The sequence below is a fragment of the Asaia sp. As-1742 genome, assembly GCF_011753235.1.
Lineage (GTDB): Bacteria > Pseudomonadota > Alphaproteobacteria > Acetobacterales > Acetobacteraceae > Asaia > Asaia bogorensis_B.
Genome location: NZ_VWWA01000014.1, coordinates 20,313 through 34,534, shown reverse-complemented (window position 1 = coordinate 34,534; position 14,222 = coordinate 20,313). Strand labels below are relative to the sequence as shown.

Sequence of the window (14,222 nt, the reverse complement as noted above, 5' to 3'; positions counted from 1 at the left end):
CGGGGCGAAGCAAGGAAAACCCTTATGGCAGCCAGAGTGACACCCGAGGACGATACGCCGAAAAAAGCGACCCTGTTCTGGCGTGACGGCCGTGGTCGGTCGGGGGCCAGTACCCTGATGGGTACAATTTCGGAAACGGCGTTCCGCGCCGGTCGCGGCGATATCGTCATCGGTGATGGCGATATCAATAACGACACCCTGACCCGACAATTCAGGGGCCGGAGCGATATCCTGCTACCTCCCCCGGCATCGCGCAATTTCGATGCCATGAAGGAATGGGTGAGCGGCGCGTTCGACCAGTGCATCGGTAAGCGCAATACGACGATCCTCGATCTCGGCGGCAATGACACCATGCCGAGCCGACTGGCAGAGGAACTCGATCTTATGACCATGCTGAAAGACAGCGATGTCCGGCTCGTGGTCTGGAGCTTCATGGGCACGGGCTTCGACGATATCGAGAATGTCTATCGCAGCTTTGTGAATGGTCCGTTCGCGAAGGCGCCTCGTGTTCTCTTCCTGAATGGCGGCGTTGGTCAGACGTCGACTGATCTCGATGCGGTTCAGCGCCATTTCGAGACGGATTCACGCGTGGAGACGATGATCAAGGCGGGCGCCATTACCGTGACAGTGCCTTATCTGCCCTGTCTGGCCCAGATGGAAAAGGCCAATATTTCGGTCTTCGAGGCGCTTGAGGGGGCTCGCCCCAGCTCAGGCACGGCACAGAGCATCTTTTGGCGTGCGATGACGCGCAAATGGTACGAGCGCCTCATGGAGAACATCGAGATGACAAGTCATCCTGAGCTTTTCCTCTGACGCGCAGGCAGTGACGTTTCAGCTTACGTCGCAGCGGGCCGGTCGCCAGGCGATCGGCCCCGGTTTTTCTATTGCCTCTCCGAGGTTTCGATGACCCGAGTTCTCGACAAGACCCTACACCCCGTCCTCCTCGACAAAATGCGACAGGGGACCAATCCTTTTGGCGAAATCGCCAAATCCCGCTTCCTCGCGCTACTCGATAACGGACCTCGCTTTCTTCTGGGCAGACATGCCTCGGCGGAAGCGGAGTTCATGCGTGTCAATGATTACGGCGTGACCATCCGTTCATTCTCGTCCTTGAGATTTCCTTCAGGGCCCAGTTTCTGGGAATGGATCCCCGATTTCACGGAACGTCTTCCTGCGGAAGACACGCTCACCGTTCCAGACCGTTGCGGATTTCTCGTTGTGGCCGATCCGGACGGGCAGCGCGGTATTCTCCATTTCGTCTCCCATATGCCTGCCATGGGGACCAAGGCATCCCCCGTCGTCTACATTCCGCCTATCGCGTTGCGCTTCGATATCACGTGTGGCGACAGACCGGTCGATACGATCATGCGTCTGCCGACCGCTCAGGAACTCGAAGAGCAATGGAGAGAAAGAAATCGCGATCAGGGCGAGTTGACCGCGCTCGAGACAGAGGCTCGGATCGAGGATGCCGTGGCGCTCCTCAACAGGTTCGGAGCGATTGTCAGTCCGCTCTATCGCCATGACGATGCCTGCCCCATTCCGTCGAACCCGGCGCTGTTTTCGTCCATGCACTGGGAGTTCTTCCATGATGAGATGAATGATGCGGCGTTCAATGCGTCCGTTCTGCTCTGCATGATGCTGGTGGCGAGATCGCCTCGGGCTGTGCGCTGGCGAAGCCATGAGGCTGGCCGAAAAAGTCGCCGGTTCATTGCCACGGAAACCATCGAAATCCCGAGAGACGCTGGTCAATCCGCTTCCCGTTCCGGATCGCAGGAGGGAGCGATATGACGGCCGATATACAGAACAGCAACGGGGACGCCGTTTCGACATCGACAATACAGGCGCTGCAGCTCGCCCGCCGCAAACGTCTCCTTGCCTCGATGAACGATGCTGGCATCTTTCCGCACGAGCCTCTGGGGCAGGTGCTGCTCGCCTTGTGCGATGACCAGGTCGAGCAGAGCGCGGCGATCGATGGGCTCCTGGCGCGCAGCATCGCGATCACCGACCGTCTCGACAAGATCGTGCCGGAAATCCGCGAGGCGGCCGATCACGAGATGGAGATCATCCGCGCGCAATCCGCGGCAGCGGTGAAGCTGGCCGAAACCGTCCGTGTCCGGACCGAGCAGTTCAGCACGGAGCAGGCGAACGTGATGGTGGGCGCGATCGTCAACGAAGCCCTGGCGTCCCTGAAGGGAGCTTTCCTCGGCATGTGGAAGGGCGAGCTGGAAGGGGCGATGCTGGACATCACGCGGCCGACCACGATCCGCTGGGCGGTGACGGGCTTCATTGCGGCGGTGATTACGGTCGTTAGCCTGATGGGAGCGGGCGCCTGGTGGGAGCACAGGCACATCGGGTATCAGGCAATGGTAGGCGGCCAGTGCCTTGAGAATATGGTGGCCGATCCAAAGAGCAACGTCTTGTGGTGCCAGCTTGATTCGTCACAGGTCCACAAGCAGGACCAGCCAGCCGCACAAAGCGCCGAGAAACGCTGATTGATGGTCTCGATGCGAGCGTTGTCCCTGCTTTCCAGCCCGAAGGGCCGTAGGCGTCCCGCAAGGGACGCCGGAGCATATCCACAGCGCACGCGCTCGACCGTCAAGAGTCGAGAGCGCGTGCGCTGTGGATATGTGGCAAGTGGGGGCAACGCGGCCCCGCGAGGCGACGAACGCCCCGATGCGTGATTTGTGTCCATTTTTGCGCACGGGTGACGCTGTGTGCTTTGGGCCGGATAGCGGGCAACAAAAAAGGCGGCTCGTAAGAGCCGCCCCGGTTTCGCCCGAAGGTTACGCCGGTCTAATGGGTGATGAAACGGGCCACGCCTGAGAAGGCGGTAGCAATGGCGATCACCGCGCCGATGATGCCGATTGTCCATTGCAGCGCATCCATCTTGGTATCGAGTGCGCTAAGCTTGGCATCAACGCCCTCAATACGGGCCGCGAGCGGGGCGGTAGCCTCTTTCATCTTCATGGCGATGTAATCCTCCATTGAGTCGACGATCTCGGTCGCCTGCTCATCTTCTATATTGATGGTCTTGAGGGCTTTGAACAAGGGGAGTTGCATGATCGGGCGCATTTCCTTGTGAGGGGACAGGCACCGGACCCTTTCGGGTCCGGCGGGAGGGATCAGAAGCCGAGGGCTGCGGCTTCTTCGGAGGCGGCGCGCTCGGAGACGCTGCGGCTGTTCTTGGGCTGGTACGGCTGCCAGTCGCTGCCCATAAGGTCGCGGTAGGCTTCGCAGGCCCCGGCGGCGACAACGGCCAGAGAATAGGCGTGACCGGCCTTTTCGGCGGCGATGCGGCGGAGGTTGACGGCGCGGTTATCGCCTCCATCGACGCCCTGCCGGTCTTCGTCGCGGTGGTTGTTTGCGAAACCGTCGGCTGCATCCTTGGCGGCTGCGCGGCGGGCTTCATAGAACTGTGCAGCGCCGTAGGCTGACCGAATGACGCCATCAACGATCCGGTCGAGGTGCAGTTTGAGCGCCATAAAATTCATACCGTGGCGGTCCTCAAAAGTCAGGATGGGGGCCATTGTCTCGTGCTGGTCGCGCACCATGGAGAGACCCGCGCCGAAAAGCTCGTCATATTCACCTACCTTGACCGAGGGAAACGCCTTCATGATGGCGGCCATCTGGCTATCAGCCGGGGTAAGACGCTTGATCAGTTCGAGCGTGGGGGCGTTGCTTGCCTTCACGCGGGCCTCTGCTTCCTTGAACTGGCGCACGCGAGCGGGGGAGAGGTTGCGGGCGGTGGCGTTTGCAGCGATATTGCGGTTTGCGTCTGACATGAAACCATTCTTTCATTCTGGCGAAGTCCCGGAGTGGTGTTCGTTGCACCATCCGGGGCGCTTTTTGTGTGGGGCGTTATTGCCTGTCCACAAGTAAAGTTATATCGGCCTTTCATAAGAAGTGGAATAGACAACACTGCATGTCTATTTGCATAGCCATGTACTGACCGCATAGTAAAACTCTATATAACCTCTCGTTATGTCTGGTCGTTATTTATGATCATAATATATCTACTTGCTCTATTCATAGGCAAGCAGAAGTACACAGCACAATACGGCCACCGCGTGGGTGCGGCGTGTGACGCCGCAGCCGTAGGCCGCGCAACGCGCGCCCATGCCGAGCTGCCGTTCCTGAGAATAGCTCAGTTTATTTCGCACGCCCTGCGGAACATGAGCGTCTGTCTGAAGGGGCGCTCCTGGTCGAAGGAGACGCCTCAGGAACACAGACTTGCAATGCCACCTGCGATCGCTGCCAGAGCAAGCATCAGCTTCACGCCGGTCACAGCGCGTCGCCCCATCCGCGATGCACGGCGCAGGATAGGGAGAAGCGCAGCCTTGCCGATCACCGTCAGAGCCAGACCGATGCCAAGCCACTGCCATGCGCTAGCGGACAGGCGTGGCCGAGGCCATTGGGCAGCCAACCCGCCTAGAAGCCCGGTATGAAATAGGTGAGGCAGATGTGAACACAGCCAGGGCCAGACATCCCCGAATTGATCGGCAGTCAGATACCCGTCCACTCCGGCGCTGAGGAGGGCAAGCGTCAGCCCAAACCCGGCCACCAGCGTGTCGCGCCCTGTCATTGGAATACGATCCCCACGTGATCTCCGCGAGATCTGCTCATGCCTGGCCTTCATGACGTCGCTATTTCGTGTGAAATGCCGGGAATAAGTAACGGTGCATCGATCGGGTGTGCGTCCATGCGCTTTGGCGAGACCTTGCCAGTGATCTGCGGCATGCGGCGGTGCTTTGCGTGTCATGTCAGGCCTGCCATCCTGCAAGACCATTCCAAGCCTGAGAGAGTGCCGCCTGCACAACCCCCTGAGCCACAGGGTTGCGAGAAAAGGATTTCGATCCGCCAAGGGCTTTCGCCCTGGCGCGCAGAACAGCGAGCCCGTCTGCTCCGTGTAGGTCAACCACCAACAGCGATCCGTACCTTCTGAGAAACGCCATGGCACTGGTCTCGATGTCCTGGTGAACCGCCCGGTGCGCACGGTAGGTATCAAGGCAGGCAAATGCTTCCGGCTCGCCCTCGATCGCCACCAGCTGCATGAGCGCGCCCAAAGCGACCTCATGTATCGAGGGATGGTCGAAGGCTTTTGCTTTCAGGCGCGGCAGGACGCGTCTGGACTGATGAACGGCACGATGCCTCATGTTGGCTCCCTTGAACGCACGTCACGCAGCACTCGATCGCCGTGATCGAGATGCATGCAGTGTTCCAGGTTCAGGAAGACAGCCTGCGATCCAGAGAGCATGCATGAAATTTGAGGTCGGATCGATTTTTTGGGCTTTGGTGCATGATTGTGCTGGAACGTATCGAGACTATCCACAGCTTCATCCCCGAAATCTGTGGGTAAGTGGGCTAGCGGGTCAGCTCGACCCGCCCCCTGTCACGGTGGTCAGGACATGTCCATCTCGTCACATTGCGTCTGTTCGTGAAGCCAAAGCAGGCCCCTGCGCCACATAGTGTGCAGTCATGGGCCCAACCCGACCGGGTCGAGCGCACCGCCTTTTCATGACGGTGGCCTTGCAGGGGCATCGGAGGATCGTTTTCGTCGATCGTCATGACCGTTGCTCACCGTTTCCACCTGCCTGACGCAACGAGCCCTCGATCCTGCAGGGCGTGGGGATTTCGTCTATAAAACTGGAGGCCTCGTTCCAGCGATTACCGCGCTTGATGGCCCAGCTGATGGTGACGCGCTCGCGCGCGCGTGTCAGCGCGACATAGGCCAGCCGACGTTCTTCATTGGCATCTTTGCCCTCGCTGAATTGCGGGAATAGCGAGTTCTCCCAGCCCACAAGGAAGACATGGCGAAATTCCAGCCCTTTGGCGCCGTGAATGGTCATGAGCCGCACCCGGCCGTCCAGCCCGTCCCCGGGAGCGCCCGCGCCGAGGGCGGCGTGATCGAACAGGGCTTCACTGGTCGCAAAGTTACCGGCGATCAAGATCAGTTCATGGAGGTTCTGCAATGGATCGAGACCTTCGTCGCCAAGCCTGCGCAGCATGTCGCTATATCCCACACGCTGCAGGAGCATCTCGATCCGCTCGCCCAGCGTCAGATCCTCACCCAGGGCCACGGATCGGATCATCGCTAGAAAGATGTGCAACCGGGTCATGGCGCTACCCTCCCCTTGCATCTGTTCGGCCGCGACAAAAAGAGAGACGCCCTGCTCTTCGGCGGCCTGCTCGATGCGCGCGAGTGTTTTTGCGCCAATACCCCGCTTGGGCAGATTGACCACGCGCCGGAAGGCCTCGTCTGACTGACCCGATTCCGCGCTCTCCATCAGCCGCAGATAGGCCAGACCGTCACGAACCGCACCACGCTGCCAGAACCCGGTATCGCCGACCAGGACATAGGGAATACGCTGTGCGAGCAGCTGCTCCTCGATCACGCGGGACAGGAAGTTGAAACGGTAGAGCACAGCCATATCGTGCCATGCGACACCTTCTGCCGCCCGCCGTCCTATCTCGCGGGCGAGACGCAGGGCCTCATTGGGCCCATCCTTGCAGGCGATGATTTCGATTGGCTTTCCCGCACCTGCTTCGGTATAAAGCGTCTTGGGAAGCCGGTCGGGATCAAGGGCGATAATGGCATTAGCCGCTTCGAGAATGACGCCGGTGCTGCGGAAGTTGCGCTCCAGCGCAATCATCCGGCCGCCGGGAAAGGCTGACAGGAAATTGCGAATATAGCCGATATCGGCGCCCCGCCAGCCGTAGATGCTCTGCGCATCGTCGCCGACTCCGAAGAACTCGCCGTGGTCCTGAGACAGCAACCGTAGCCAGCGATACTGGGCAAGGTTCACGTCCTGGAATTCGTCGACCATAACAGCGTCAAAGCGGCTCGCCCATTCGCGCCGATAGGTCTCGTCGCTCATCATCGTCCGCGTCGGATACAGGAGAAGATCTCCGAAATCGGCCGCATTGGCCCGGCGCAGGGCCTCCTGATAGAGCGGGTAGAGGCGGATTGCTTCACAGAGGATCCAGTCCTCCTCCGACATCTCTGCAGCTGGACGGGCCGGTCTGTGCGCCCATGCTTCTTCAGACAGGATAAGGCGATCCTTGAAGCCGCCGATGTGATGAATGAGACGCTTGGCGCGCTTTCGCAGCAGGTCGGCGGTGGCATCGTCAACGCTCGTTGCACTGTCAGACCGTATCTCTGCCTTCATCAGTCGTCGCAGGATCCGCATTGAATCATCGGTCGTCAGAACGTCGAACCCGGGTCGCAGACTGGCGATACCCGGATCACGGCGCAGCATGCGGCAGGCATGGGCATGGAAGGTGCCGACCCAGTTGGGTGTTCTGTCGTGGCCCACAGCATGAGCGATACGCTCGCGCATTTCGCGCGCTGCCTTGTTGGTAAAGGTCACGGCCAGAAGTCGATGGGGCGGCAGGCCTCGCCGTTCGATGCGGTCGCAGACGCCGGCCACGAGGGTCGAGGTCTTGCCTGTACCTGCGCCGGCCAGAACCACCACCGCCCCTTCCTGACGGGCGGCCCGACACTGATCTTTGGTCAGGGTGCTGAAAACGGGATGGGCGGCATCGGTCATCGTGTTCGGTCCGGTCGGCAGTTGCGAAGCATTCGACCCAAGCCTCGCAGGACATTCTCCAGAGAGCTTCCATTGTTTTTAGGCGTGGCACTTTTTTCAGCCCGCGCCGGGTCGTGCATGCCTTGCGGGGGACCAGTCAGAACCCTTAAGATGACGAAACAGCCCTCGACAAAAACGGCGACGGGATCGGACAGGGAGCGGCATTCATCATGCGAGGCGGTTTTGAAAGCAGGGATATCCTGCGCTTTCCGTTCGAGCGCCAGCATGCCCCGACGATCGACAATCTGCGCCGCAACCTGCCGCAAGACAAAGCAATCCGGTCTCTGCAATATCGCTTTGGTCAAAAGCGGGTCACGCGTGCCACGATTTTCCAGATGGCCTACAAGGATGAGCGCACGCAATTACTCGAAGAGGAGCGCGAAGCGGATCCTCATTCGACCAATGTGAACATGGACTGGGATCTGCTCTTTGCTGACGGGGTCCATGCAGTCTTCCAGATGCTTGGCGAAGCCCAGCGTGCACAGGACGAACTGGCACGCCTGACACGTAAAGCAGTCGATGCGATCACGGAGAAGGGCCGGTTCGACGGGCCCGATCCTTGCGTGGAGGAAGCCGATTTTCAGGCGGGCGCAACGCTTGTCAGAGCCTGGGCGGCAGGAATCGAAATGCTGGAGGAATCGAAATGCTGGGTCGGTATCGAGCTGCACATGACTGGCAGGCAGGGGTTGCCAATGATCCATTTCCTGTCGCAAAGCGGAAGAAGTCAACCAAAAGCGCCCCCCAATCCAGACACAGCCCAAAAGGCGGCGCGAAGTAAGAGACCTTCACTCACCCTGCGATGATACGTTCCTGAGGCAGGGGCAGATCTGGCATAGGCTCACGCAGAGCAGCATTCCAGCTCCACCAATTGCCGACACCGTAGACGTCCCGATAATGCGCCTCCTTGATGTCGCGACGCGCCCTGTATTCTTCGGTATCGAGGCCGTAGACTTCCATGGGCGTGCCGCGGGGATCTCTCGTATCGAGCAGCTCGAAATCGGGATGGACAAGCTCAGTCGTCCTGTCGAAGCGTAGCGGCTTGCGGAAAATACGGTGCTCTTCCTGCAGGTGGGTCAGCAAAGCCAGCTCATGGCTGCTCGCGACAGGCACATAGGACGGACCGACTTCCATTAGAGTCATGTGGTTGACCCACCCGACCGTTGCGCGCCCATTGACGGTACGCCGAAGCTTGGTGGTAACCAGGGCGACAACACGCGCGTCGCCACGTTCCGACCAATGCTTTTGGAGGGTATGCCATTCCCACGGAAATTGTCGCTCGAAGTCGAGGGCCATTTCCATCGAACCGGAAAGCCACAAACCGAAATTCGGTGCGCCGTCGAAGTGTAAACGAAACCGCGCTTCAAGGCGTGGGCTCCACGGGTTCGCGGGATCCTCATTCCGTGCCGCTTCGAAATCCAGCCTCCTGACGATGCCACAAAGGAGGATGCGACGATCTCTCCCCGCATCCCGCTGGATGTCCTCCAGGATTGCTGGTCCGTCCGCATCGCCATGGCCGACCATCGCCAGCCGACGATCGAGCACCGTGCCGCTCGCCTCAACTGAGGCGGCCGCGCGCTCGAGAGCCTGGCGAATGGCTCCCCACGACCGTCGCTGCCGGCTCTCCTCCGGTCGCCAGGTCGTCAGCCCGGATTGTTCCCAGAGCAGATGCAATAGACCGGGCAGGCTCATCTGGCGTCGACCGTGGCCCGGAAAGACACCACACGCGGATTGCTGCAGTGCAGGGCAATCCGCTTCGTTCGCTGTTGCGCGAACAAGCAGCCCGCTCTCCAATGCGATGCGCAGATTGCCATCAGGCAATGGGGTGATGACACCCTGCTCGTATCCGGATCTTCCGTCCCGCTGGATGTCAGGTTCGTGAAACGGGCAGTTCGCGCTATGCAGGGGGCCGCTCCCGGGCATGCGGGCCAAATGGTAGCGCAATACCCTCTTCCCGTTTTCCCGCGTTTCGCGCGACCGGACATCGAGCTGCAGGGGAGGCCCGTTCACCCGGCAACCGCAGAGCGGCCTGTGAGCATGATCGCCATGTGCCTGCGACAGGAGAGCCTGCCATTGGGGCGCTCTGGCACGGTCGTACTCCCAGTCGAGGCTGGCACGACGCAGGGGGGGGACGACGCAAGGGGCCGTCGCGGCGTGTCTGAGGGAAAGTAATCCATGTGTTCATCGGATCGTCTCCGTTATCAGGCCAATGTTCATGTCAGGGCGTCCGGACATACGGGGGATCGCGGGCCGTGGCAGGTCGCGGTGTCCGTTCTCAAGCATTTCGAGCCAGCGGGACGACCTTGCGCCGAGCTTACCGCCGCCTTCCAACAGACGTCTCAGCTCAGTCCGGTGATAACCCAGATGTTCGGCGAGACGACGTTCCGACCAGCCGATGATCATGAGCGCACGACCGACTGCGTAGGCATCCATGGGCGCGCGATTGCCTGCAATGGGAACGTCGCGTGAAAGCGGGGTCGCATAGCGCCGGTGAAGTGCGTGCAAGGCGTCCAGCCATTCCATGAAAGACTGGGGAGGTTCACCAATGCCATGTCGCCATCTCGCGATCCGGTCCCGTGATATCCGGCTCCGGCGGCTGGCCTGGCAGACCGACCAGCCGATGCCGTTCAGTCTCACGTCGATGAGGGATGCTGCCTGACCCACTTGGCCCTCCTCCCCTTTCTAGCCGCGCCGCGCCAGACCGTCAGGTTCGACGTCGTGGATCAACTCGATCCATGTGTCCCCGCCGGGTACAACCGAGATGATGTCACCTGTCGAAACAAAAACCTCGACGGGCAGCTCGAGATTCCAGCCTCCATGACCATCGGTGAAGCCTTTGGTGACGAGTCCATATCGTTCATCGTCACCCTCATGAATGCAGACGAATGCCTCGGGGAAATCCTGCGATGAGGACACGCCGCCAGGGGAAGCCGTTCGTGCCACGATATCGGGCAGGGCCGACCAATCAGCGGTTGCAACCGCTACGAGGTTCAGGAGAGGCACGACCGCGCTGCGGGCCGAAAGCGCATACTGACCGGGAACATTTCCGATCTGACGGACGGGGTATTGCGTCGGATCGATCGAGCGGAAGGCGCCCGTATACAGATCTTCTCCGGTATAAATATCGAAGCACTGCGTAAGATCCCATCCACCTGGGGTGGGATCGGCGGACACGACGATCCCCGACACCACTTCGCCAGAGATGGGACAGGACAGCTCAACAAGAGTCCATGGGTGGGTACCGCCGAGCTCTGGGCACCGGCGGCGGTAGTCATCGCACAAGGCATGCTTCAGGAATGCCTGTCGCAGCGCTACGATCAGATCGTAGCCAGGGAAGAACACGTCGAGATCCGCGTGGGAATGATCGTGTGTCATGGTTAAGTTCTCACTCTGCAGGAATTCTAAAAGAGGCGCCCTGTCGAAGGGCCAGAATTTCGGTTGTGCCGACCCAGCCATTCACGGTGATGAATTCACCGGCGTTGCTGTGGTCGGTTGAAAAAAGGGTGAATTGCCCGTCCAGATCGAAGCCTAGTTCAGGCATCATAGGATCGAGATCGCCCCCTACGGCGAGGCCGGTCGCACCTTGCGCCATGCCCTCACACTGGATGAAGAGAAGCGGTATAGTGACACCCAGACCGGGGGCCGCTTGCAGCATCTGTGCAGCACGCCCGCTCAACAGAAACGCACGATAGCAGGTCTCAGCTTGCGCGATCTGCGTGAGTACGTCTGTGGAAGTCTCGCAACCCTCAGGCTGTGACCTATCGCCGTTACCACAGGTTTGACGCCGCCCGCTCATGCCACCACCGTCCGGGCTGCATTGCTGGCCGCGAAGCGCTCCTGCAATGCCTGGTTGAAGTCCTTGGCTTCTCCTTCCGGGATTGCGCGCACGTAACGGACACAGTTTTCAAAGGCGAGCTCAAAGAGCATTCCAGCGTATCGATCTCCCGCCTCATCCTGATCTGTTGCAACGATCAGATGGGAGCGCATATCGGGAACCATAGCTTCCATCTCTGTTTCAAGGGCTGCGATAGTCTCCGGTCCCATGCCGCCACCTGTAGCGACGTAAAGCGTATCGTTCCCATGCTCAGGATCCATGGCGGCAAAGGAGAGCGCGTCGATCGGTGCTTCAGCCACGACCAGACGACGCACGGGCGTGCCGGGCCTGGTCTGGAAACGAAAGAGCGTCTTGACGCTATCCTTCAGCTGCAGGCGCGTATCGGGCCCACGCAGCTCGACACCCGTGACTGCTCCCTGACCGTCGCGATAGCTGAACCAGGCAGCATGGAAACCGTCACGGATCGATCCGTTGGCCGAGGCCTTGCGTAGCAGCCACTCCGGCAGGCAGCGGGTTTGGGCCAGATACTGCCAAGCCTTGGATCCCTTGCGCAGCGACTTCGCCTTGGCCCAGCGTTCGGCAGGAGAGCGCACATCGGTGGATGCCTCGTGCGACTTGACCCAGGGGGTCGATGCCGGCTCGACACCAACCATCTTGCCCAGATCGACACAGACATCCTGCCACCGGAGAGTGGGCTCGAAATGCTTGACGAGATCGAAGACGTTTCCCTTGGCCTGGGAACCAGTATCCCACCAGCCCTTGCCCTGATGGGAGACGATGTATGTCTCGCCCTTACCACGACGGTACTTGAGCGAATTGCGCGTGCTGTCTTTCTTGTCGAGGGCGAAGCCATAACGTTCCAGCAGCAGCGCACACGATACGCCGGAAGTAATGGCAGCGCGATCGGCCTCAGATAATTCGAAACGTGCCATGATCATTACTCCTCAGCGAAAGCTATGAAGCCGAACTACTAGGAGCACGGCCATTTCCTACAAACAGATACTATCACAGTGACTGGGAGATACAACAAGAAATCGCAATATCAGACAATAAACATGCAATATCGCGCCGTTCTGATACTTCGCGATACTTCGAAAAGCCGGTTTCGTTCAATAAAGAAAAGCAACAGCCTTTCGATCGACCTGTGCCGGAGGCAAAGGGTCGAAAGGATAGCGCAGCGACGCCTTTCGACCCGACGCTTTCAGGACTGCTGTAGACGCAGATGGGGTCAAGATGGGTTCTCAGGGGACCCGTCTGCACGAAGCGACCAACGGGAGCGGAGGAAGATGGGGTGGAAGCCGTCTTGACGCTATCGAGGCCTATGGCATGGCCTATTGTGATTGGTTCGGTTCCAACGTCGCTCTGATGAGTGCGTCAACGGGATACGCCGAATGGCCATAGGGGCTTGGGGCGGAGCCCGTGTCACGTGGCCCCGACGAGGAGACGCCCGTGTTCTTCAGCGCGTGTCGTGAGGAAGGGTGATGTGCGAGATGGATCAGATACCTGACCAGGCGCGCGCATAATTATAGATATTCTGCCTGTCCCCGGCTTTGAGACGAGCCCCGCTCAGATGGGTCACAGCAAGGGCCGATATTCCCCATAGTGTTGCTTCCTGGGCGATCGGGTTATGACGTAACGGATCGATTGAAGAGACATGGCCCTTGTTGATGATGTGCCCTGGTATTCTCTTGAGGGTGTCGAGCCCGATAACAAGAATGCGCTTTGGCGCATAAGCCTCGACCAATTGCTGCATTGTCTCGAGGGAATGCGCTTGCAGCTCACGGCGGACAGATAGCGGTATTGTTGCCCATTCGCTGACAGTGGCAGCGCGGAAGAAATTGATATTGCCGCCCATCATGTCGTTCATACGGTCTGCTGGCCAGATGTTGAGCAATGCATTTGCGAGGCGCCAATCCTCTTTAGGGTTCGCATAGGCCAACACAGACGGGGGGCCAGCTGGGCGCTTTTTCTCCTCGGACATCGCCTTATCCTTCGTCTTGCAACCCAGCTGGTATCCAAGAATGAAGAGCGAGGGTGACGAGACCTCGGGTCCATACAGGATCTCGTATCCGTAATCCTTCCCGCCCATCTGTGGCGCCAGTCTGTCGTAGAGCTCGCGTGTCTCCGCGTAGGCAGTGCGATACTTCGTGTCGTTCATGTTCAGCGCCCTCCCTGGGAACAGGTTGGTTCCTGTGACCCGGACCCATAATGGCGCGATCGTTGTTCAGTGAGAAGTGACCGCATGGCACACTATACGCGGACCACATCCTGAGCCGCATACTCCAGCTCGAGGCCATACCAGTGTTTGAACCATTCCGGACTGGGATGGATCACGATGAGAGCGTCGAGGGCCTCTTTCGCCTGATGGTTGGTTGCGAAAGGACCGGCGAGCATGTCGCCGCTGATATTATCAGCGACATGGAAGACGCCTGACCCATCAGGAGCAGATTCCAGATAGGGCTCGACGGGAGGTGGCGGTGCCGACGGATCGGCGATATCCACAGGATCGCCCGGAAAGACGGAGGCAATGGGCGCTTCCATCAGGGCGAGCACCGCATTGACACGCGCGTTGGTGCAATCACCACGATCCGCCCAGAGATTCCAGTCGATGCGCAGGAGGATTTCGTTACCCAACCGTTCGCGCAGATCGCCTATCGTGTCGTCATGAGCAATGGACACGCCCACGAGTTCCGGCGCGTTCGGTGCGGTGAAGAGTTCGATCGGCAGAGCGCTTTGATACAAGGAGCATAGGAGCTTGAGCCTGACGGCTGTGAGGCAGGAAGAGTGCATGCGTTTTCTCCTGT

17 protein-coding genes are annotated in these 14,222 nt (G+C 59.7%); 4 read left to right on the top strand and 13 right to left on the bottom strand.

What is annotated here, in order from left to right; genetic code table 11:
* Positions 1 to 24 precede the first annotated feature (24 nt).
* The 3 genes from F3J08_RS14515 to F3J08_RS14505 all read left to right on the top strand — a co-directional run bounded on the left by F3J08_RS14515 (position 25) and on the right by F3J08_RS14505 (position 2,492).
* Positions 25 to 813: a hypothetical protein gene (locus F3J08_RS14515; protein ID WP_166930919.1), complete on the top strand. Its 789-nt coding sequence runs from the start codon at positions 25 to 27 to the stop codon at positions 811 to 813.
* Positions 814 to 903: 90 nt separating this feature from the next.
* Positions 904 to 1,788: a hypothetical protein gene (locus F3J08_RS14510; protein WP_166930917.1), complete on the top strand. Its 885-nt coding sequence runs from the start codon at positions 904 to 906 to the stop codon at positions 1,786 to 1,788.
* Entirely contained in the window at positions 1,785 to 2,492 is a 708-nt protein-coding gene (locus tag F3J08_RS14505; RefSeq protein WP_166930916.1) for a hypothetical protein, read from the top strand. Before F3J08_RS14510 ends, F3J08_RS14505 begins: the two co-directional genes overlap by 4 nt.
* Before the next feature lie 301 nt (positions 2,493 to 2,793).
* Here F3J08_RS14505 and F3J08_RS14500 read toward each other — a convergent pair whose 3' ends face one another.
* The 6 genes from F3J08_RS14500 to F3J08_RS14475 all read right to left on the bottom strand — a co-directional run bounded on the left by F3J08_RS14500 (position 2,794) and on the right by F3J08_RS14475 (position 7,547).
* Entirely contained in the window at positions 2,794 to 3,060 is a 267-nt protein-coding gene (locus F3J08_RS14500) for a hypothetical protein (protein WP_166930914.1), read from the bottom strand.
* A 62-nt stretch (positions 3,061 to 3,122) separates the two neighbouring features.
* Complete coding sequence (locus F3J08_RS14495; protein ID WP_166930913.1) at positions 3,123 to 3,782, bottom strand: hypothetical protein; 660 nt, start codon at positions 3,780 to 3,782, stop codon at positions 3,123 to 3,125.
* 434 nt (positions 3,783 to 4,216) lie between these two features.
* Positions 4,217 to 4,759, bottom strand: a complete 543-nt coding sequence (locus F3J08_RS14490; protein ID WP_205207047.1) for a hypothetical protein — start codon at positions 4,757 to 4,759, stop codon at positions 4,217 to 4,219.
* Between the two features lies 1 nt (position 4,760).
* Entirely contained in the window at positions 4,761 to 5,153 is a 393-nt protein-coding gene (locus F3J08_RS14485; RefSeq protein ID WP_166930909.1) for a hypothetical protein, read from the bottom strand.
* Between the two features lie 208 nt (positions 5,154 to 5,361).
* Positions 5,362 to 5,565, bottom strand: a complete 204-nt coding sequence (locus F3J08_RS14480) for a hypothetical protein (RefSeq protein WP_166930907.1) — start codon at positions 5,563 to 5,565, stop codon at positions 5,362 to 5,364.
* The gene (locus F3J08_RS14475) at positions 5,562 to 7,547 is read right to left on the bottom strand and encodes an ATP-dependent helicase (RefSeq protein ID WP_166930905.1); all 1,986 of its coding nucleotides are present in this window, start codon (positions 7,545 to 7,547) and stop codon (positions 5,562 to 5,564) included. Before F3J08_RS14475 ends, F3J08_RS14480 begins: the two co-directional genes overlap by 4 nt.
* A 209-nt stretch (positions 7,548 to 7,756) precedes the next feature.
* On the opposite strand from F3J08_RS14475, the gene F3J08_RS14470 reads away from it, so the two are divergent.
* Positions 7,757 to 8,389 (top strand): hypothetical protein, encoded by a 633-nt coding sequence (locus F3J08_RS14470; protein ID WP_166930903.1) that lies wholly within the window; start codon positions 7,757 to 7,759, stop codon positions 8,387 to 8,389.
* Here F3J08_RS14470 and F3J08_RS14465 read toward each other — a convergent pair.
* The 7 genes from F3J08_RS14465 to F3J08_RS14435 form a co-directional block, all read right to left on the bottom strand.
* Complete coding sequence (locus tag F3J08_RS14465; protein ID WP_255493493.1) at positions 8,376 to 9,707, bottom strand: DUF1173 family protein; 1,332 nt, start codon at positions 9,705 to 9,707, stop codon at positions 8,376 to 8,378. The two genes, F3J08_RS14470 and F3J08_RS14465, sit on opposite strands and share 14 nt — an antisense overlap.
* A 57-nt stretch (positions 9,708 to 9,764) precedes the next feature.
* Positions 9,765 to 10,247, bottom strand: coding sequence for a transcriptional regulator (locus F3J08_RS14460; protein WP_205207045.1), 483 nt, complete (start codon positions 10,245 to 10,247; stop codon positions 9,765 to 9,767).
* Between the two features lie 18 nt (positions 10,248 to 10,265).
* The gene (locus F3J08_RS14455) at positions 10,266 to 10,958 is read right to left on the bottom strand and encodes a hypothetical protein (protein ID WP_166930899.1); all 693 of its coding nucleotides are present in this window, start codon (positions 10,956 to 10,958) and stop codon (positions 10,266 to 10,268) included.
* A 10-nt stretch (positions 10,959 to 10,968) separates the two neighbouring features.
* Complete coding sequence (locus F3J08_RS14450; RefSeq protein ID WP_166930897.1) at positions 10,969 to 11,379, bottom strand: hypothetical protein; 411 nt, start codon at positions 11,377 to 11,379, stop codon at positions 10,969 to 10,971.
* Positions 11,376 to 12,350, bottom strand: a complete 975-nt coding sequence (locus F3J08_RS14445; RefSeq protein WP_166930895.1) for a DUF3991 and toprim domain-containing protein — start codon at positions 12,348 to 12,350, stop codon at positions 11,376 to 11,378. The genes F3J08_RS14450 and F3J08_RS14445 overlap by 4 nt, the downstream gene beginning before the upstream one ends.
* Before the next feature lie 563 nt (positions 12,351 to 12,913).
* Positions 12,914 to 13,576, bottom strand: a complete 663-nt coding sequence (locus tag F3J08_RS14440) for a hypothetical protein (protein WP_166930893.1) — start codon at positions 13,574 to 13,576, stop codon at positions 12,914 to 12,916.
* Positions 13,577 to 13,668: 92 nt separating this feature from the next.
* A complete protein-coding gene (locus F3J08_RS14435; protein ID WP_166930891.1) occupies positions 13,669 to 14,208 on the bottom strand; it encodes a hypothetical protein in 540 nt (179 codons plus the stop codon).
* Positions 14,209 to 14,222 lie beyond the last annotated feature (14 nt).